This is a genomic window from Rhizobium sp. NLR22b, assembly GCF_019685295.1.
In the GTDB taxonomy this organism is placed as follows: Bacteria; Pseudomonadota; Alphaproteobacteria; order Rhizobiales; family Rhizobiaceae; genus Rhizobium.
In genome coordinates this window covers 497,424-517,127 of record NZ_JABDWM010000002.1, presented here as the reverse complement: position 1 = coordinate 517,127, position 19,704 = coordinate 497,424, and the positions used below count along the sequence as shown (strand labels likewise).

Sequence of the window (19,704 nt, the reverse complement as noted above, 5' to 3'; positions counted from 1 at the left end):
ATGTCTCGATCGGCCGCGACGTCGAAAGCCAGGTGCTGGCCCGCGCTATCCACGCCCATATCCATCATCGCACCTTCATCAACGGCAACCGCACCGTCGTCTTCCCGGCCAGCCCCGGAAGCTACGCATCCGAACGCATGGGCTGAGAGATGGTCGAGGTCATCGACGGCAAGCTTGTAGCTGCATCCGTAATTCAGACGGTCAAGAGTGCGACGGCAGCGCTGGAAAAGAGCAGCGGCGTCACCACCGGCCTTGCGGTCATCATCGTCGGCGACGATCCGGCAAGCCACGCCTATGTCGGCTCCAAGAGCCGCATGGCCAAGGAATGCGGTTTCAAGTCTGTGCAGCACACGCTGCCGGCCGAGACGACGCAGGAGGAACTGGCAGGCCTCGTCGCCACCCTCAACGGCGATCCGTCGATCCACGGCATCCTCGTGCAGCTGCCGCTGCCGAAGCCGCTCGATAGCGAGCCGATCATTCAGTCCATCCTGCCGGAAAAGGATGTCGACGGCCTCAGCGTCGTCAATGCCGGCAAGCTTGCCACCGGCGACCTGAAGACCGGTCTGGTCTCCTGCACGCCGGCCGGCGCCATGGTCTTCGTCCGCCGCACCCATGGCGAGGATCTCTCCGGTCTCAACGCCGTCGTCATCGGCCGCTCCAACCTGTTCGGCAAACCGATGGCGCAATTGCTGCTCAACGCCAATGCGACGGTGACGATCGCGCATTCGAGAACCAAGAATCTCGCCGAGGTCTGCCGCAACGCCGATATTCTGGTGGCTGCCGTCGGGCGGCCGGAAATGGTCAAGGCCGATTGGGTCAAGCCGGGTGCGACAGTCATCGATGTCGGCATCAACCGCGTGCCGGCGCCCGACAGAGGCGAGGGCAAGACCCGGCTCGTCGGTGACGTCGCCTTCCGCGAGGTCTCCGAGGTCGCCGGCACCATCACGCCGGTTCCGGGCGGCGTCGGCCCGATGACCATCGCCATGCTGATGGCCAATACGGTCATTGCCGCCCACCGCGTCGCGGGGCAGACGCCGCCGAAGTTTTGAGTGGAATGGTGCCTGGTGGGCTTGCCACGACGCGAAAGATTTATATAGTCAGGAAACAAATATTCCGTAGAGGAAATAAGGGGAACAAAAAATGGCTCTATCGTGGCGTTTCTCCGTGTTGGCGGATCGGCATCGCGCTCTGGGATCGAAGCTCGAAGACTGGAGCGGCATGGGAACCGCCTGGACCTACGAGAAGGACATGTCGGAAGAGCATGTCGCCGTCCGCACCAGGGCCGGCATCATGGATGTTTCCGGCCTGAAGAAGGTGCACCTGGTCGGCCCACACGCCATCGCCGTTCTGGACTACATCACCACCCGCGACCTGACGAAGATCTATCCCGGCCGCTCGGTCTACGCCACCATGCTGAATGACCGCGGCCACTTCACCGACGATTGCATCGTCTATCGCACCGGGCCTAATTCCTGGATGCTGGTGCATGGTTCCGGCTCCGGCCACGAGGAAGTCGTCAAGCAGGCGGCAGGCCGCAATTGCGCCGTGCTCTTCGACGACGACTTGCATGACCTGTCGCTTCAGGGTCCGCTTGCGGTCGATTACCTCGCTAAATATGTGCCCGGCATCCGCGACCTCAAGTATTTCCACCACATGCAGACGACGCTGTTCGGCGCGCCCGTCATGATCTCGCGCACCGGCTATACCGGCGAGCGCGGCTACGAGATCTTCGTGCGCGGCCAGGACGCCGTGATGGTCTGGGACAGGATCGTCGAGGAAGGCAAGGAGATGGGCATCATCCCCTGCTGCTTCTCGGTCCTCGACATGCTGCGCGTCGAAAGCTACCTGCTGTTCTACCCCTACGACAATTCGCAGATGTATCCCTTCGCCGACCAGCCACCCGGCGACAGTCTCTGGGAACTCGGCCTCGACTTCACCGTCAGCCCCGGCAAGACGGGCTTCCGCGGCGCCGAGGAACATGCGCGCCTTAAGGGCAAGGAGCGCTTCAAGATCTTCGGCATGCTGATCGACGCCGACGGACCGGCCGATCTCGGCGACGAGGTCTTTGCCGACGGCAAGAAGGTCGGCGTCATCACCTGCCCGAGCTATTCGTCACTGACGAAGAAATCCATGGCGATCGTCCGCCTCGACGTTGACAAGGCGGTGCACGGGACGAAACTCGAAGTCCGCGGCAAGACCGTCGAGGCAGGCGCCACCGCCCACATGCTTCCCTTCGACGATCCGGAGAAGAAGAAGAGGACTGCCGTAGGTTAAGGAGCGCGCCAATGCTCGTCGCAGGCATCAAGAGCCGACCAGTCTACAAGGGCCTGACCATCCAGCCGCGCGCCCGGCGGCACATTTTCGCACTCGAAGGGGAGGGCGCCAAGGCTCTCCTCGATCAGCAGCCGGCGCTTGACGAAACGGCTCTTTCCCGCAGCGAGATCCTCTATGTCGCCCGCGGTTCTCGAGGCTCCGGCCTCGATGAACCCCTGCGCCGGCTCGGCGCCGACATGTTCTTCACGGCGCCGACGATCGCAACGCTGCTCTTCCGGTTGAAGGGCTCGCTCGCGACGGCTCACATGGGCACTCGGCTTTATATCTCCGGCACGGAGGGCTTCATCGGCCAGGCGATGCTCGTGGCGCTTGACTACGGCATGGACCACGCCTCCATCATCACCGAGCATCGCGGCTCCCTGGCCAGGCGGGTGCAATGCGTCCATTGCAAGGGCATCACGGACGACGTCACCACCAGCCCCTTCGCCTGCAGCCATTGCGGGCTGACGCTTCTCGTCCGCGATCACTATTCGCGGCGTCTCGCCGCCTTCCAGGGCGTCAACATCGACGCGGAAGAGCCCGGCAGCGCCCCTGAGCCAGAGGAGTTGTTCCTTTGAGCGGCGGCACTGAAATTCCCGTGCGCGTAGCGCGGATCACTCCGATCGCCGAGCGCGTCAAGCGTTTCCGCTTCGAGCGCCTGGACGGCAGGCCGATGCCCTATTTTTCAGGCGGCGCCCATATCATCGTCTCGATGAACGATGGCGGCCATATGCGCCGCAACGCCTATTCGCTGATGTCTCCCCCGCACGACTGCGCGGCCTACGAAATCAGCGTGCTGCATGTCGAAGATTCACGCGGCGGCTCCACCTTCATGCATCAGAAGGTCAGCGAAGGCGACGAACTGAAGGTCAGCTATCCTGTCAACCTCTTCCAGCCCGACTGGCGCGGGCGCAAGCATCTTCTGATCGCCGGCGGCATCGGCATTACCCCTTTCATTGCGATGATGGCGCAGTTTTCCCGCGAAGGCGCCGCCTTCGAGCTGCATTACGCCATCCGAACGCGCGACCGCGGCGCCTACTGGCGGGAACTCCTGGAGCGCTATGGTCCGCATCGCATCAAGATCTATTGCGACGCCGAAGGCAGTGGCATCCCGCTGACGCGTCTGCTCGACTGCCAGCCGCTCGGCACGCATCTTTATGTCTGCGGCCCCTCCGGCATGATCGACGGTGTGATGAAAGCGGGGCTCGATGCCGGCTGGCCGGAGCAGAACCTGCATTCGGAACGGTTCCTCTCATCCTTGCCCGGTAAACCCTTCACGATCGAGCTTCTACGCTCCGGCAAGACCGTGAAGGTCGGCCATCACGAAAGCATGCTGGAGGCGATCGAGGCGGCCGGCGTCGACGCCCCCTTCCTCTGTCGCGGCGGCGCCTGCGGTCAATGCGAAACGGCGGTCGCCGTCTGCGAGGGCAAACTGCTGCACAATGACGTCTATCTGACGAGCGAAGAAAAGGCATCCGGCAGCAAGGTGATGATCTGTGTTTCCCGCTTCGAGGGAAACACGCTGCATCTTGATCTCTAAGCATCGAAAAAGGAGACCGGACATGGCAATCGCCTTCAAGCAAGAAACATTCCGGGACGATTTCAGCTACCGGAACAGCCCCGGGAACATCCGTCGTTTTCCGTTCCCCTTCGACCGCGACGAATACATGTATTCGGTCAACATGGAGCCGCATGTGCGCGGACGGGCGGGAACCGTCTACGAAAACCTGATCGATGTCGACGAGCATTACGTCGCCGAGATGCACGACCGAGCGCTGGTGCTGAAGGAAGATCCGCTGCGCTACCAGGCCCTCCCGCACATGATGAGCGCGCAGTGGGACACGCTCGAACTTTTGATGGAAGAGCAGGCAGCGGGCTACCCCGACCATTTCACCCTGATCCGCAACGGCGACCAGTGGCGCTGGATCAACCGCCCGCTCGGCATCGACGACAGCTTCACTTTCGGCGACGCCTCGACGCTGCCCTATGAGCCCTTCGAATATATCACCCGCCAGGCCCAGGGCGATTTCTGCATCGTCGATCAGCGCGACGGCAATCTGTGGATGGATGCCGGCATGGTGACGACGCAGGCCGACTGGTCGCTCGATTTCGACATCGGCATGAATTTCATGGAATGGCACGGGCCGGTGCCGCTCGCCCATCAGATCGGCGTCTTCGACCGGGCGCTGAAATTCCTTCTGAACCTGCAGCAGGGCAAGCCGACACGGCGCTTCAACTGGACGATGACGATCAATCCGCGGCTCGACACCAGCCCCGAGAATTATCACAAATGGGGGCCCGACCGCACGACGGTGACGCCGGAGAATGTGGGCGAGAAAGTGCATCTGCGGGTCGAGTTGCAAAGCCTCTGGCGACTGCCGCGCTCCAACGCCATCCTCTTCGCCATACGCTGCTACCTGATGAACATGGAAGAGCTCGTCACCGTCCCGAAATGGGCGCGGCGCTTCCCGCGGGTGCTGAAGACGCTGCCTCCGGAACTCATCGACTACAAGGGACTCACCCGTTACCGCGAGACGACGATTGACTGGCTTTCCAAATATGACGACGGGGCTCCGACCAGCCCCGGTATTTATCCGGACTGAAAGAAATGCCGTAACATTTTGAATTTCTGGGTACATCCTCCTTCGATTTCAATTCGAGGAGTTATCCAGGAGACGATGCCATATAATCAAGAGGGGAATGCTTCATGACAAGAGTAGCCGTCATCGGTGCCGGTCCGTCCGGGCTGGCGCAGCTGCGCGCCTTTCAATCGGCTGCCCAGAAGGGCGCCGAAATCCCGGAGATCGTCTGCTTCGAAAAGCAGTCGGACTGGGGCGGGCTCTGGAACTATACCTGGCGCACCGGCCTCGACGAATATGGCGAGCCTGTCCATGGCAGCATGTATCGCTATCTCTGGTCGAACGGTCCGAAGGAATGCCTCGAATTCGCCGATTATTCCTTCGAGGAACATTTCGGCAAGCCGATCGCCTCCTATCCGCCGCGCGCCGTGCTCTGGGACTATATCAAGGGCCGGGTCGAGAAGGCGAATGTCCGCCACTGGGTGCGCTTCAGCACGCCGGTGCGCATGGTCCGCTTCGATGAGGCCACGAAGAAATTCACGGTGACGGCGCATAACCGCATCGAAGACCGGATGTACGACGAGGAATTCGATTATGTCGTCGTCGCGACCGGTCACTTCTCGACGCCGAATGTGCCCTATTTCGAGGGCGTGAAGACCTTCAACGGCCGCGTCCTGCACGCCCATGATTTCCGCGACGCGCTCGAGTTCAAGGGCAAGGACATCCTGATCGTCGGCCGCAGCTATTCGGCCGAAGACATCGGTTCGCAATGCTGGAAATACGGCGCGAAATCGGTGACGACGAGCTACCGCTCGAAGCCGATGGGCTTCAAATGGCCGGAGAATTTCGAAGAACGGCCGCTGCTGACCAAGCTCGAAAACCGCACGGCGCATTTCCTCGACGGGTCGAGCAAGGAAGTCGACGCCCTGATCCTCTGCACCGGATACCAGCACCATTTCCCCTTCCTGCCCGACGACCTCCGGCTGAAGACGGCCAACCGCCTGTGGGCCGACAGCCTCTACAAGGGCGTGATCTTCGACAAGAACCCGCAGCTCTTCTATATCGGCATGCAGGACCAGTTCTATACCTTCAACATGTTCGACGTTCAGGCCTGGTGGGCGCGCGACGTGATGATGGGCCGCATCACCCTGCCGCCGGAAGAAGAACTGAAGGCGAATTTCGACATGTGGCGCGCCCGCGAGGAGACGCTCGAGGATGCCGAACAGATGATCTGGTATCAGGGCGACTATGTGAAGGAACTGCTCGCAGAGACCGATTATCCCTCCTTCGACATCGAGGGGACCAACCGGACGTTCATGGAGTGGGAACATCACAAGGCCGAGAACATCATGGGCTTCCGCGACCATGCCTACCGATCGCTGATGACCGGCAACATGTCACCGAAGCATCACACGCCCTGGGTCGAAGCGCTCGACGATTCCATGGAGGAATATCTGCGCAACTGATGGCGGATGCCGCATAATTTCTTAGATCCGAATCGATTTCCGGATAGAATCATGCTGCAGATTCAAGGTGCTACGGCGCCGCATGGTAGGAAGAGAGCCGTTCGTTGCGGCTCCCTCCAACGTTTAAAGTGAAGTGAGTAACCAATTTGCAACTCCTCCTTTCGAGCGAGGCCTTCGTGGATTTTCAAACAAGCATTCTCGGGCGCATGAGCGGTTTTCTTTACCGCTGCCGCGCCGACGAAAACTACACGATGCTTGAGATGACCAACGGCATCGAGCGCATCTTCGGTTACCCCGCCGACGAAATCATCGGCAACAGGACACGGACTTTCACCTCAATCATGTACGAGGAAGACGTGCCTTTGATGGACGAGGTAGTGGGGAGGGCGCTCGAGAAGCGGACGGACTGGACGATGGAATACCGTATACGTCATGCCAGGGGTCATCTCGTCTGGGTGACAGAGACCGGTGGCGGAATCTGGGACGAGAAGGGTGAACTTCTCTATCTCGAGGGCAGCATCATCAATATCGAATCGCTCTATCAGCGAATCGACGAACAGACCGCCGACATGCGCGTCACAGCCTCGAAGACCAATGAGATCCTGCAGTCGCTGCGCTATCTCAAGCTACTCGCCGTCAATGCCGGCATCGAGGCGGCCCGTGCCGGCACGGCAGGGTCAGGCTTTGCCGTGCTTGCCGCCGAGATGCGCACGCTCGCCAACTCCTCGGAAGAGGCCGCACGCGCCATTTCCAACGCGCAACGCAAGCCGGAAGGCTGAGCGCTACGAAGCAGCGGCAGAATTGCGGCTCACATCGAAAAATCCGCATCATTAACCGTCCCGCGCGGGACTAATATTATTTCTTTTCAAAAGGTTGCGGAACTCCCTCGGTTGAAAAATCTCGTCGCATTATCGGTATTGTTAGAGCCGCGTTAACTTTTTGTTAACCATACCGGCGGTAGACATGGTCAACGATTTCTTCACATAGATGACCAAAGTGCTAACAGACGCTCGCTCTATCCGCATCAAGGGCCGCTCTTTCCTGGCGGTCATGCTGTCCCCGGACCTGCCGATCGATGATTGGCTGACCAGACTGGACGATCTGGCTGCCCGTTCGGCCGGTTTCTTCCTCGGACGGCCTGTCGTGCTCGATCTGACGGACCTGCAAATCGACCGGCCGCAGTTGAAGGACCTCATCGCCGAACTTGCCAAGCGCAATGTCAGCATTATGGGGATCGAGGGCGCCCGGCCGTCGATTCTCGGCGCGGGCATGCCTCCGGCGCTGAAGGGCGGCCGCTCCGCCTCCGACGTCGAGGTTCAGCCGAATGAGCCTGCCGATCCGGTCACCAAACCAACGGCAACCGAGACCCGCCCCGTAACGACAACGCAATCCATCGTCATCAGGGAACCGGTGCGCTCGGGGCAGTCAGTGATCTTCCCCGAAGGCGACGTCACCATCGTTGGCTCGGTCGCCTCGGGGGCCGAGGTGATCGCCGGCGGCTCCGTTCATATCTACGGCGCGTTGCGCGGCCGGGCCATGGCGGGCTCCATCGGCAACGCATCGGCGCGGATCTTTTGCCGCAAGCTCGAAGCCGAGCTGGTGGCGATCGACGGCATCTACAAAATGGCGGAAGACATGGCCCCCAATCTTCGTGGACAAGCGGTTCAGCTCTGGCTCGAAGAGGACGCGATCATGGCGGAAAAACTGATCTGACCCGGCTGCGGCCACGGCAAAGGAGAGAGAAATGGGGAAAGTGATCGTCGTCACGTCAGGCAAGGGCGGGGTCGGAAAGACGACCTCGACCGCCGCATTGGGAGCGGCGCTGGCGCAACGCAATGAAAAGGTCGTCGTCGTCGATTTCGACGTCGGCTTGCGCAATCTCGACCTCGTGATGGGCGCAGAGCGGAGGGTCGTCTACGACCTGATCAACGTCATCCAGGGCGACGCCAAACTCACCCAGGCGCTGATCCGCGACAAGCGGCTGGAGACGCTGTTCCTGCTGCCGGCCTCGCAAACCCGCGACAAGGACAACCTGACGGCCGAGGGCGTCGAACGCGTCATCAACGATCTGAAGCGCTATTTCGACTGGATCATCTGCGACAGCCCCGCCGGGATCGAGCGCGGCGCGACACTTGCCATGCGCCATGCCGATGTCGCCGTCGTCGTCACCAATCCGGAGGTTTCGTCGGTGCGCGACTCCGATCGCATCATCGGCCTGCTCGACGCCAAGACCGCCAAGGCCGAACGCGGCGAGCGGATGGAAAAGCACCTGCTGCTCACCCGCTATGACGCCAACCGCGCCGAACGCGGCGACATGTTGAAGGTCGACGACGTCCTCGAGATCCTCTCCATCCCGCTCCTCGGCATCGTGCCGGAGAGCATGGATGTGCTGCGGGCGTCCAACATCGGTGCGCCGGTCACGCTGGCGGAAAGCCGCAGCGCGGCTGCGATGGCTTATTTCGATGCCGCGCGCCGGCTCGCCGGCGAAACCTTGCCGATCACGATCCCCGAGGAAAAGCGCAATCTATTCGGCAAGATCTTCGGACGGAGGGCAGCATGAATATCTTCCGTCTTTTCAACAAGCAGAGAACGGCACCCGCCGCCCGCGAACGCTTGCAGGTGCTCCTTGCGCACGAACGCTCATCGGCAGGATCGGACCTTGTTTCGCTGCTGCGCGAGGAAATCCTTGCGGTCATAGCAAAACATGTCGAGCTCGACCACGACAAGGTGCAGGTGACGATCGACCGCAACGAGTTTGTCTCCACTCTTGAGATCGACGTCGAAATCCCGCTGAACGCAGCCGTACAGGCCGCTTGAGGGCAATATCCGGGGGACGACGGACGGAACCGATCGTCGTCTCCCGAACACGAAGTGGGTTACGATCGCGGGCGCGTCTTCTGCGGATCGTAATGCGAAAGCGGCACGATCGTCGCCGGCAAACGCTTCTGGTGGCCGTCGAGCTTGCCGATCTCGACCTCGGTGCCCGGGCTCGCATGCATCACGTCTATGCGGGCGAGCGCGATCGTCTTGCCGAGAACAGGCGAGCGCGTGGCGCTGGTGACGACGCCGATCTGGGCCCGGCCGATATGGACGCAATCGCCATGGCCGACCGCCTCGTTCGCCTGGATATCAAGGCCGACGAGCAGATGGCGCGGATGTTCCTTGCGCCGGATCAGCGCCTCGCGGCCGATGAAATCGTCCTGTTTGGATTTCAGCGGCACGGTAAAGCCGATGCCGGCCTCGAACGGATCCGTCTGGTCGGTGAATTCGTGGTGGGCAAAGATCAGGCCCGCCTCGATGCGGACCATGTCGAGTGCCTCCAGCCCCATCGGCTTCAGCCCGTGCGGTTGGCCTTCCTCCCAGACGGCATCGAACACCCCCAGCGCATCCTTCGGATGACAGAAGATCTCGTAGCCGAGCTCGCCGGTATAGCCCGTGCGCGAGATCACGACCGGCGCCCCCTCGAAGCCGCCGATGCGGCCGACGGTGAAGCGGAACCATTCGAGCTCGCCGATCGCGGGCTGGCGCGGCGCCGTCCAGATAATCTCCTTCAGGATGTCGCGGCTCCGCGGCCCTTGCAGCGCGATATTGTGCAACTGATCGGTCGATGAGCGAACCCAGGCCTTGAAACCCTTCTTCTCGGCCTGCTGACGCAGCCATATGCCGCTGAAATCATCGCCGCCGATCCAGCGGAAGTTCTTGTCGCCGAGTCTGAAGAGGGTGCCGTCGTCGATCATGCCGCCGTTTTCGTAGCACATCGCGGAATAGACGACCTGGCCGGTCGAGAGTTTTCGCACGTCGCGCGTCAGGCAGTATTGCAGCAGTTCCTCGGCGTCCGGACCCGTCACTTCGAACTTCCGCAAGGGCGAGAGATCGATGACGGCGGCGCGCTCGCGGCAGGCCCAGTATTCCTCGACCGGTCCTTCGGACGAGAAGCGGTTCGGCAACCAGTAGCCGCGATATTCCGTATAGTCTCGCGTCAACGCCGAAAGGCGGGGATGGAAGGCGGTTTCGCGCGTCAGTTCGGCTTCGGCATCTGGGGTCATGCGATAGGCTACCGCTCGTGAGAATTTCTCTTTTCCGGAAAAGGTGCGGACGTGGATATCCGTCGGATCCCAGCCGTTCGCCGCATCGATATCGTCAGGGCAGGACGATGAGACGCAGACGAGATCCGTCAGCGCACGCATCAGCACGTAATCGCCGGGACGCGACCAGGGCTCGTCGAGATAGAGCTGGTTGTTGTGGTCGATATTGGTGTTGTAGAAATAGTTCAGCGCTTCCCAGCCCTTGCGCCCGGCAATGCCATAAGGCGCCAGCGCCGCGTTGAAATTGTCCGTGCAGTTGACGTGGCCGGGATAACCCATGTCGTCGTAATAGCGTGAATTGCAGGCAGTCGCGAAAGCGTCGTGGCGGCCGACCGTATCCTGGACGATCTCGACCAGCGGCTCGAAGTCGCGGTCGAAAGCCTTGGACGGCAGGCCGGGCGTGGGATAGCTGCGGCCGAGCAGCGTGCGGGTGACGGTCGAATCGAGCGCGAGATCGAGGCCCTTGTCGACCTTGCGGGCGGCAAAGGCCTGGAAATCGGTGCACTGGCGCCCATAGACGTCGATGATCTGAATGAATTCGCCGGCGCGCACGAAATAGGCGGCTGCGCTCGCCGCCCGGATGCGGATATCCTCGATCGGATCGGCCGCCGGCTCCGGCAGGGCGGAGGCATAGTCGCGGACCAGCAGGCTGCGCTTGATCCGGATCTCGATCGGCGTCGCCGTGTCCTGCGCCTCCGGCGACATGGCGCCGGCGGGTGCCGCAACGATCAGCAGACCCTTCACGGCAATCGTGAACTCCGCCCGGCTGCCCGGCGTCGATCCTGCCCCGAAGACGCGGAGCGCGCCGGCCGCTGCGAGATCGGCGCCGCGCCGCTGAAGTGCCGCGCGCGTGCGGGCAGCACTCTCATCCTCCGCCTGAAGAATGGCCTTCAAGCCCTCGGCTGAATTGCTGAATGCCGTTCCGAGACCGGCTGCCTGGAAGCGCCCTTTTTCGTCAAGGAAGGAGAGCTCACAAATCTGCCCGCCTTCGCTGTCGATGACGCTCACGCGGTCGCCCGGCTCCACGCGCACGACGACCGATCCGCCACCCTTTGCCCGGTAGCGTTCACTGCCCGCCGGCAGGGCGGGAATACCGGGGTAATGGACGAGGCTCGGAACGATCGTTCGGGGGCCCGGCATGACAGGATGAAGTTCTCGCATTCTACCCTCATGGGGGATCGGCATGCCCTTCAGCATACGCCCATACAGGTTACAAAATGCCTATGGAAAGTAAAGTCATATTGACTAAAAAGAAAATATCTTCACTATGCATCAAGAGTTCAGGCTCGGAGAATCCGTCGGGAGCGCGGATCGCCAAAATCATCCGAGCGCGCTCGAGACCGTCAGGGAGACACGTTCAGGGAGACGTACAGAGATACGTCCGGAACAATCGAATGGGGAATTTCGCCGATGACAGATATTGTGGAGGCCGGAATTGCATCCGGCACCGAAGGTAAGCTTATACGCGCGCTCGACTGGAAGGGCGCATTCTGGGTGGCCGCGGGCGTGCCGCCGCTCGTTCTCTTCTCCATCGGCGGCATCGCAGGCACGACGGGCAAGCTCGCCTTCGTCGTCTGGATCATCTCGATGGTGATGGGTTTCCTGCAATCCTTCACCTATGCCGAGATCGCCGGCATGTTCGGCAACAAATCCGGCGGGGCCTCCGTCTACGGCGCCACCGCCTGGCTGCGCTATTCGAAATTCATCGCGCCGCTGTCGGTCTGGTGCAACTGGTTTGCCTGGTCGCCGGTGCTTTCACTCGGCTGTGCCATCGCCGCCGGCTACATTCTCAATGCATTTTTCCCGATTCCGGCAGCCGATTCGCAAATGGTCCTCGACTGGATCGCCGCGCATGCCGCTTCCGTCACGGCCGACAGCCCCCGCGTCGCCGAATATATCGCAGCCCACGCCGGCACGACGCCTGACGATGCCGTCAAGGCGCTGCTCGGCGCCGACGGTGTTGCCGCTCTGACGCCGGCGATCCGCAACTGGTCGCTGGCAAGCTTCAGCATTCCCTACCTCGCCACCGCCAACATCAACGCCACCTTCTTCATCGGCGGCATCCTGATGCTGATCATCTTCGCGATCCAGCATCGCGGCATCTCGGAAACGGCTAGCGTGCAGAAATGGCTGGCGATCATCGTGCTGGTGCCGCTGCTGATCATCGGCCTTTATCCGATCGTCAGCGGCCAGATCGTTTCCGCAAATGTCACCGGCCTCGTCCCGCCGACGGCGGCCTATGCCGCCAGCGACGGCAGCTGGAGCAATGGCGGCTGGACGCTGTTTCTCGGCGGCCTGTATATCGCCGCCTGGTCGACCTACGGCTTCGAGACGGCGGTCTGCTACACCCGCGAACTGAAGAATCCGAAGACAGACACCTTCAAGGCGATCTTCTATTCCGGCCTGGCCTGCTGCCTGTTCTTCTTCCTGGTGCCCTTCGCCTTCCAGGGCGTACTCGGCCACGCCGGCATGCTGGCCCCCGGCATCGTCGATGGCACGGGCGTTGCCGAAGCGCTTGGCGGCCTGATCGGCGCCGGCCGGGTCATCACCCAACTGCTCGTGATATTGATGATCCTGGCGCTCTTCCTCGCCATCATGACGGCAATGGCCGGTTCCTCACGTACGCTCTATCAGGGTTCGAAAGACGGCTGGCTGCCGAAATATCTCGACCACGCCAACGAGCATGGCGCCCCGACACGGGCGATGTGGACCGATTTCGCCTTCAATCTCTTCCTTCTGGCGATCGCATCGGACGTCGGCGGCTACTTCTTCGTACTCGCCGTCTCGAATGTCGGCTACATCATCTTCAACTTCCTGAACCTCAATTCCGGCTGGATCCACCGGGTGGATTCCGGCCATATCGAACGGCCCTGGAAGGCGCCGAGCTGGCTGATCGGCCTCAACACCGTGCTCGCCTTCGTCAACGCGCTCTTCCTCGGCGCCGGCGCCAAGGTCTGGGGTTATTCCAACGCACTCTGGGTCGGATTCATCTTCGCCGCACTGATCCTGCCCGTCTTCGCCTATCGCCACTATGTGCGCGACGGCGGCAAGTTCCCGGCCGGCGCGATGGAGGATCTCGGCCTCATCGGCCAGGATCTCGGCGTCAGGAAAGCCGGCATGCTCCCTTATCTTGCACTTGTCGGCGGCCTCGCGATCGTACTGATCGCCAACTGGTTCTTCCAGCTCCCGGCTTGAATAGCCTCCCAAGCAGAAAAGCCGCAAGCCGCCATGGAAACATGGCGGCTTTTTCATGCCCTGATTCTGGGATTTGATCTGGATGAGGGTTGACCTAGTAGGGGGCAAACCATTCCACCACCGTCAAACAATGGTCTCGCCGCCGTCGACGACGAGAATCTGACCGGTCATGTAGGACGAACGGTCCGAGACCAGGAAGAGAATGGGCTCGGCGATTTCGGAAACATCGGCCCAGCGTCCGAGCGGCACCTTCTCAGCGACATAGGCCTCGATCGCGCCACGGCCGCCCATCTGGGCGATGAAGGGTTCGTTGAACGGCGTATCCACCCAGCCCGGGCAGAGCGCGTTGACGCGGATGCCGAACCTGGCGTAGTCGCCGGCCATCTGCCGGGTCATCGCGATGACCGCATGTTTCGTCGTCGTATAGGCGATCATCTCGCGATCGTAGAGTACGCCCGACGAGGAAGAGGTGTTGAGGATGACGCCGCGGCCCGCCTTCTTCATCAGCGGCATGACGAAGCGGGCCGCCATGAAATGCGCTCGGACATTCAGGCTCCAGGACCTGTCGAAACCCTCGACAGCCACCTGTTCCAGATCGCCCGCCACCTGTGCGCCGGCATGATTGTGGAGGATGTCGATTCGGCCATGACGTTCGGCGACCGCAGCGATGCCCGCTTCGAGCGCCCTGTCGTCGGTGACGTCGAGAACTAGGCACTCAGCCCTGCCGCCGGCGGCCTCAATCCGGTCGACGGTTTCGGCGGCACTGGCGGCATTCAGGTCGGCCACGACGACGAAAGCACCTTCTCCTGCCATGATCAGCGCGCCGGCCTGGCCGATGCCCGAGCCCGCTCCGGTGACGATCGCGACGCGATTTTCAAGAATCATTGGTGTTTCCCGTTCAGTTTGTTGTTTTCTCGCGCATCAGAAAGCGCGCGATGAGGATCAGTCCCAGCGATGCGACAAGCACCATCGTGGCGATGGCGTTGATCTCCGGTGTCACGCCACGACGGATCGAGGCGAAGACATAGATCGGCAGTGTCGTGTTCGAACCTGCGACGAAAAAGGCGATGATGAAATCGTCGAAGGAGAAGGTGAAGGCGAGCAGGAAACCGGCCAGGATTGACGGCAGGATCTGCGGCAGCACAATCTGGCGAAAAGTGGTGAAAGGCGTGGCGTAAAGGTCGCTCGACGCTTCGACGATGTCACGGCCGAGGCTGGCGATGCGTGCTTTGACAATCATTGTCACCAGCGCCATGGTGAAGAGGCCGTGGGCGGCGATGATCGAGCCATAGCCGAGTGATAGCTTCGGCGCCTGTTCGCCTGGCCAGACGGCGGCAATCAGCGGATTGACGAAGCCGAAGACCTCGACCAGCGCCACCAGCGTCGCAATGCCGATGACGACGCCGGGAACGACGATCGCCGCAGCGAACAGCCCGTCGAAGACCGCTCGCGCCCGGACGCCGAGCCGCTCCATGCCGATCGCCGCCATCGTGCCGAAAATGGCCGCCAGCCCGGCACTGGTAAAGGCGATGGTCAGGCTGTTCTGCAGCGCTTCCATCAGGAAAGTGTTCGCAATCGCCCTGCCATACCATTGCGTCGAGAAGCCGGTGAAATCGCTGGCATTACGGCCTGCATTAAAGGAGAACAGCACGACAAGCGCGATCGGCATGTAGAGGAACAGGTAGACTGCGGTGACCAGCGCGCGCATCAGACGAGATCCACTTGGCGGGTACCGGCAACACGCCAGGCGATGCGCATGGCGATCAACAGCACGATGACGACGACAACGACGAGAGTGACAGCGATTGCAGAGCCGAACGGCCAGTTGCGCGACTGCAGGAAGAGATCGACCAGCGCATTGCCGATGAAGAAGACTTTGCCGCCGCCAAGCAACTGCGGGATCAAATATTCGCCGAGCAGCAGGATGGTGACGAGGGCGATGCCGGTCATCACACCCGGAAGCGACAGAGGCAGCGTAATGCCGAAAAAGGTCGAAAGCGGCCGCGCGCCGAGATCGGCGGAGGCCTCCAGAAGGCGGCGGTCGAGCTTTTCGAGGCTGACATAGATCGGCATGATCATAAGCGGCAGGTAGCCGTAGACGATGCCGAGCAGCACGGCGCCCGGTGTGTTCAGCAGCCTGACGTCTTCGATGCCGACCATCTCCAAGAGATGCGGAATGCCGCGCGCGCCCAAGATGTACATCCAGGCGTAGGTGCGCACGAGAAGGCTCGTCCAGAAGGGCACGACGACGAGGGAGACCAGCAGCAGCCGGTATTTGGCGCTCGCCTTGACGGCCAGGTAATAAGCAACCGGATAGGCGACGAGCAGGCAGGCGAAGGCGCCGATCGGCGCAAGAATCAGCGTGTTCTTGAAGGCTGCGGTGCGCGAGCCGAGATTGGCAAACTGCGCAAAGGTAAAAGCCGCCTGATAACCACCTTCTGGCGCCCGCTCTCCGAAGGCAAAGACGATGATGGCGATGAAGGGCAGCACCAAGAACACGAACAGCCAGATGCTGGCCGGACCGACAAGAGCCGCGGTGACAAGGCGCCGATTTGTGGCAGGAGTAAAAGGCATCGAAAGGTTCTTTATCCGCCGATTCTAAGCACGAGACCGGCCCCTCGCGCCAAGGCGGCGGGGCCGGAGTTGGGCACGGCGATCAAGCCGACTTGAAACGCGCCATCAGCTCCGCCCGGCCGGGATCGGTCAACGTCACCGCCGCGCCGAATTCCAGCGGCGTCAATGAGGCCTCGTCCGGATAGACGATCTTGTTCGCGGTGATCTCCTTCGGCAGCAGTGCGATGACCCGGCTGTCGGTCGTCGGTGCGCCGTTGGCGACGTGCTCCTTGACGGCATTGGCCGGATCCATGAGGTAGTTGAGCAGCGCGTAACCCGCCGCCTTATTCGGCGCGTCCTTCGGGATGGCGTAATAGTCGGTCCAGATCTCACCGCCGTCGGTGCCGAGCACATAGGCGATCTCGGGAACGTCACGGTTGAGCTGCGCCCCGTCATTGGTCCAGCACATGGTGAGCCAGGCGTCGGTGGCGCGCATGGCCGGTTGGTAGTCGCTGTTGATGGCGAAAAGATGCGGTTTGACTTTAATCAGCAGTTCCTCGGCTTTTGCGAGTTCGTCTGCCTTGATCGAATTAAAATCGTAGCCGAGCGACACCAGCGCGCTGCCGATCGTCGTTAACTGATAGTCGTGCACCATGGCGCGGCCGTCGGCTTCCGTCTGGGCGATATCAAAGAAATCCTTCCAGCTCGAAAGCTTGGTCTTGATCTTCGCTGTGTTGACCGAGAACCCGGTGGTACCCCAGTTCTTCGGCACCGCGTAGGTCTTGCCGTCGATCATGCCTTCCCTGGTGAAGCGCGGATTTTCCGTCGCCGGGCTGAAATTCGGGATCTTGGAGAGATCGAGTTCGTCGATCAGGCCGAGCTTGTGGTGGGTGGAGATCGTGTAGTTGGTCGGCACGAAGAGCGACCAGCCGGAGGCGCCCGCCTGGAGCTTGGCCAGCATTTCCTCGTTGGAGCCGAAGACGTTGACCTCGACGGCAACGCCGGTCGCCGCCTTGAAATTCTCGAAGGTCGCAGGGTCGTGATAATTCGGCCAGGTGGCGATCGACATCTGGGTACCGAGGTCCTCGGCGTAAGCGGGCGTCGACAGCGCACCGGGGAAACGCGACAGCACGGCGGTCGCAAGTCCGAGGCCGGTGACGCCGAGGAAGTGGCGGCGGCTGACGGAGCCGCGTTTCAGGCGCATGAACTCGTCCATGAAGCCTTCAGGGGTAATAGGCAGATGATCCTTGTAGTCCTTGCTCATGATGCTGTTCCCTTGTTCTGGTTTTTGCATTCGATGCTGAAGAAACTTGGGGCGAAGAAGCCTCGCCTGGAAAAATGTGGGCCATATCAGGATCGAAGCTGAGGAAGACCGCTTCACCTGGCTCGACCAGATCGCTCTCTTTCATGCCGCGCCGGTCGGCGGTGACGAGGAAATCGCCGAGACCTGGAACAGTCACGGCATATTCGGCCGAGGAGCCGAGGAAGATGCGGTGCGTGACCGTCCCGGCAAAGGACGTGCTGCCGACCGCAGCCCGCGTAAGCCGGATTGCCTCGGGACGGATCGCAACGATGACGTCGCCCATCGTAAAGCCAGGGCGGGCGATGGCTGCAAGCGCCGAACCGTCGCCAAGGCGCAGCGTGCCACCGGCTTCCAGCGTCGCATCGATCCGGTTGGTCTTGCCGACGAAATCGGCGACGAAAAGATCGGCCGGGCGGTCATAGACCTCTTGCGGCGTGCCGAGCTGACGAATGCGGCCGGCGCTCATGACGCAGACGACGTCCGCCATCGACAGCGCTTCTTCCTGATCGTGGGTGACGAGCACGAAGGTGATGCCGAGCTCGCGCTGCAGCGTCTGCAATTCGATCTGCATGGCCGAGCGCAGTTTCTTGTCGAGCGCGGCCAGCGGCTCGTCAAGCAGCAGTACCGAAGGCCGGTTGACGATCGCGCGCGCCAGCGCCACCCGCTGCTGTTGGCCGCCGGACATCTCGTGGATGCGCCGCTTGGCGAACCCGCCGAGACGCACCATCTCGAGCGCCTCTGCCGCGCGGCGATTGATCTCGGCCTCCGCAAGCCTTGGTCGCATCTGCCGCAAGCCATAGGCGACGTTCTGTTCGACGTTGAAATGCGGAAACAGAGCATAATGCTGGAAGACCATGTTGACGGGGCGGCGATAGGCCGGAACGCCGTTCATCTGCCGCCCGTTGATCAGCACGGAGCCCTCGCTCGGCTGCTCGAAGCCGCCGATCATGCGCAGACACGTGGTCTTGCCACAGCCGGACGGGCCGAGCAGAGCGAGGAAAGCGCCCTTCGGTACATTCAGGTTTATGTCGGTCACGGCGGTCACCGCGCCATAATTCTTGGTGACCGAACGGAATTCGATATCGTTCGTCGAAGCGGATGCCACGCGTCTGTTCCCTGCGGTTGGTTGGGATGGGCAGTCTAGCGCTGCCTTTTTGCCACCGTCGTTGGACAAAGAGTAAGCCCGGGCCCTCGGCGCGGTATATACCCCGAAAGAGGTATTCTGCCTCACATCTCTTCGTGGAAGGTGTATATGAAACTCAGAGTATTCCTGCAGAGCGGTTTTGGGGAGGCTATCGATGAGCATCGATCTCGAGGCGCTGTTTCAGGCTTTCGACGTCACTGTCGGAAAGGCCGCCATGGCGGATGCGGAGTTTGGAGAGACGTTCCGCCGGATGATGGCGGCGCTGGTGCGCTTCGATTATGTCGTGGTTTTTGCCTATCGCGGCAAGGAGCGACCGATCGATCTCTATAGCACCTTCGATCCAGACGAAAACGTCGTTTTCGTCACCCTCTATCAGGTCGGTCCCTACCTGCTCGATCCATTTTACCATACCGCCCGCGCACGCCGTCCGGGGGTCTTCCGCATGCGCGAACTCGCGCCCGACCGCTTCTTCTCCAGCGAATATTACCGGAGCTACTATGTCCAGACGGGACTTGCCGAGGAGATCGGCTTCTTCGTGACACTCGACGACGACATCACCGTCGTGCTGTCGCTGATGCGCCGGGAAAAGACCGGCCCGTTTCCACCGGCTGAATTCGCGCTTCTGAAAAAGGCCGAACCTTTGGTGGCGAGCCTTGTCCGGCATTTCTGGCCGGGGCTCGGCGTCCGCTTCGACGCGCAACGCGATGCCGGCTTGAGAAAGGGGAGGAAAAGCGGTGCGGCGGCGCAGGCGCTGCAGCCGGCCGACACTGTCTGGCGTGACCTCAAGTTGACGAGCCGCGAAACCGCGATCGTCGATCTGGTATTGCAAGGACATTCCTCGGAATCGATCGGCCTCAGGCTCAACATCTCGACGGGCACGGTGAAGGTCCATCGCCGCAACGTCTATCGCAAGCTGGGCATCTCCTCGCAGACGCAGCTTTTGTCAATCTACCTGAAGACATTCGGCAGCGCCGGCGACCGACCAGCAGCCCAAAGAACGAGTCAATAGGCCTCGGACCGGACAGCCTGTCCGCTTCGGCATGAAGCAGACAGGCTTCGTTCAGTT

18 protein-coding genes and 1 pseudogene are annotated in these 19,704 nt (G+C 61.6%); 13 read left to right on the top strand and 6 right to left on the bottom strand.

What is annotated here, in order from left to right:
* From purU to minE, 11 genes and pseudogenes are all read left to right on the top strand, one after another.
* Positions 1 to 146 (top strand): annotated as a pseudogene (gene purU, locus HJC00_RS06160) (formyltetrahydrofolate deformylase); the annotation flags it as partial.
* Positions 147 to 149: 3 nt separating this feature from the next.
* A complete protein-coding gene (gene folD, locus HJC00_RS06155) occupies positions 150 to 1,049 on the top strand; it encodes a bifunctional methylenetetrahydrofolate dehydrogenase/methenyltetrahydrofolate cyclohydrolase FolD (protein WP_221163761.1) in 900 nt (299 codons plus the stop codon).
* Between the two features lie 91 nt (positions 1,050 to 1,140).
* The gene (locus HJC00_RS06150) at positions 1,141 to 2,274 is read left to right on the top strand and encodes an aminomethyltransferase family protein (protein ID WP_221163760.1); all 1,134 of its coding nucleotides are present in this window, start codon (positions 1,141 to 1,143) and stop codon (positions 2,272 to 2,274) included.
* Positions 2,275 to 2,285: 11 nt separating this feature from the next.
* Positions 2,286 to 2,891 (top strand): dimethylamine monooxygenase subunit DmmA family protein, encoded by a 606-nt coding sequence (locus tag HJC00_RS06145; protein ID WP_221145193.1) that lies wholly within the window; start codon positions 2,286 to 2,288, stop codon positions 2,889 to 2,891.
* Positions 2,888 to 3,853, top strand: a complete 966-nt coding sequence (locus HJC00_RS06140; protein WP_221163759.1) for a PDR/VanB family oxidoreductase — start codon at positions 2,888 to 2,890, stop codon at positions 3,851 to 3,853. Before HJC00_RS06145 ends, HJC00_RS06140 begins: the two co-directional genes overlap by 4 nt.
* A 22-nt stretch (positions 3,854 to 3,875) precedes the next feature.
* Positions 3,876 to 4,916 carry a DUF3445 domain-containing protein gene (locus HJC00_RS06135; protein WP_221163758.1) on the top strand — a complete coding sequence of 347 codons (1,041 nt, stop codon included), beginning with the start codon at positions 3,876 to 3,878 and terminating at the stop codon, positions 4,914 to 4,916.
* A 104-nt stretch (positions 4,917 to 5,020) separates the two neighbouring features.
* Positions 5,021 to 6,358 (top strand): NAD(P)-binding domain-containing protein, encoded by a 1,338-nt coding sequence (locus tag HJC00_RS06130; protein WP_210632425.1) that lies wholly within the window; start codon positions 5,021 to 5,023, stop codon positions 6,356 to 6,358.
* A gap of 176 nt (positions 6,359 to 6,534) precedes the next feature.
* Positions 6,535 to 7,137, top strand: a complete 603-nt coding sequence (locus HJC00_RS32970) for a PAS domain-containing protein (RefSeq protein WP_210632424.1) — start codon at positions 6,535 to 6,537, stop codon at positions 7,135 to 7,137.
* 208 nt (positions 7,138 to 7,345) lie between these two features.
* Positions 7,346 to 8,071, top strand: a complete 726-nt coding sequence (minC, locus tag HJC00_RS06120) for a septum site-determining protein MinC (RefSeq protein ID WP_210632423.1) — start codon at positions 7,346 to 7,348, stop codon at positions 8,069 to 8,071.
* 31 nt (positions 8,072 to 8,102) lie between these two features.
* Positions 8,103 to 8,918, top strand: coding sequence for a septum site-determining protein MinD (gene minD / locus HJC00_RS06115; RefSeq protein ID WP_064684611.1), 816 nt, complete (start codon positions 8,103 to 8,105; stop codon positions 8,916 to 8,918).
* Positions 8,915 to 9,175: a cell division topological specificity factor MinE gene (gene minE, locus HJC00_RS06110; protein ID WP_011428260.1), complete on the top strand. Its 261-nt coding sequence runs from the start codon at positions 8,915 to 8,917 to the stop codon at positions 9,173 to 9,175. The genes minD and minE overlap by 4 nt, the downstream gene beginning before the upstream one ends.
* Before the next feature lie 59 nt (positions 9,176 to 9,234).
* On the opposite strand, the gene HJC00_RS06105 is transcribed toward minE, so the two are convergent.
* A complete protein-coding gene (locus HJC00_RS06105; RefSeq protein ID WP_221163757.1) occupies positions 9,235 to 11,604 on the bottom strand; it encodes a DUF1989 domain-containing protein in 2,370 nt (789 codons plus the stop codon).
* A 249-nt stretch (positions 11,605 to 11,853) separates the two neighbouring features.
* On the opposite strand from HJC00_RS06105, the gene HJC00_RS06100 reads away from it, so the two are divergent.
* The gene (locus HJC00_RS06100; protein ID WP_210632422.1) at positions 11,854 to 13,638 is read left to right on the top strand and encodes an APC family permease; all 1,785 of its coding nucleotides are present in this window, start codon (positions 11,854 to 11,856) and stop codon (positions 13,636 to 13,638) included.
* Between the two features lie 123 nt (positions 13,639 to 13,761).
* On the opposite strand, the gene HJC00_RS06095 is transcribed toward HJC00_RS06100, so the two are convergent.
* From HJC00_RS06095 to HJC00_RS06075, 5 genes are all read right to left on the bottom strand, one after another.
* Positions 13,762 to 14,523: an SDR family NAD(P)-dependent oxidoreductase gene (locus tag HJC00_RS06095; protein ID WP_221163756.1), complete on the bottom strand. Its 762-nt coding sequence runs from the start codon at positions 14,521 to 14,523 to the stop codon at positions 13,762 to 13,764.
* Positions 14,524 to 14,536: 13 nt separating this feature from the next.
* Positions 14,537 to 15,346 carry an ABC transporter permease gene (locus tag HJC00_RS06090; RefSeq protein ID WP_221145185.1) on the bottom strand — a complete coding sequence of 270 codons (810 nt, stop codon included), beginning with the start codon at positions 15,344 to 15,346 and terminating at the stop codon, positions 14,537 to 14,539.
* On the bottom strand, positions 15,346 to 16,212 hold the full coding sequence (locus tag HJC00_RS06085) for an ABC transporter permease (protein WP_210632420.1): 867 nt from the start codon (positions 16,210 to 16,212) through the stop codon (positions 15,346 to 15,348). Before HJC00_RS06085 ends, HJC00_RS06090 begins: the two co-directional genes overlap by 1 nt.
* A gap of 82 nt (positions 16,213 to 16,294) precedes the next feature.
* Entirely contained in the window at positions 16,295 to 17,455 is a 1,161-nt protein-coding gene (locus tag HJC00_RS06080; RefSeq protein ID WP_207245849.1) for a PotD/PotF family extracellular solute-binding protein, read from the bottom strand.
* Entirely contained in the window at positions 17,415 to 18,599 is a 1,185-nt protein-coding gene (locus HJC00_RS06075; RefSeq protein WP_221163755.1) for an ABC transporter ATP-binding protein, read from the bottom strand. The genes HJC00_RS06080 and HJC00_RS06075 overlap by 41 nt, the downstream gene beginning before the upstream one ends.
* Before the next feature lie 193 nt (positions 18,600 to 18,792).
* Between HJC00_RS06075 and HJC00_RS06070 the strand changes: the two genes are divergently transcribed.
* Positions 18,793 to 19,647, top strand: coding sequence for a helix-turn-helix transcriptional regulator (locus HJC00_RS06070; protein ID WP_210632417.1), 855 nt, complete (start codon positions 18,793 to 18,795; stop codon positions 19,645 to 19,647).
* The last annotated feature ends 57 nt before the right edge of the window (positions 19,648 to 19,704 follow it).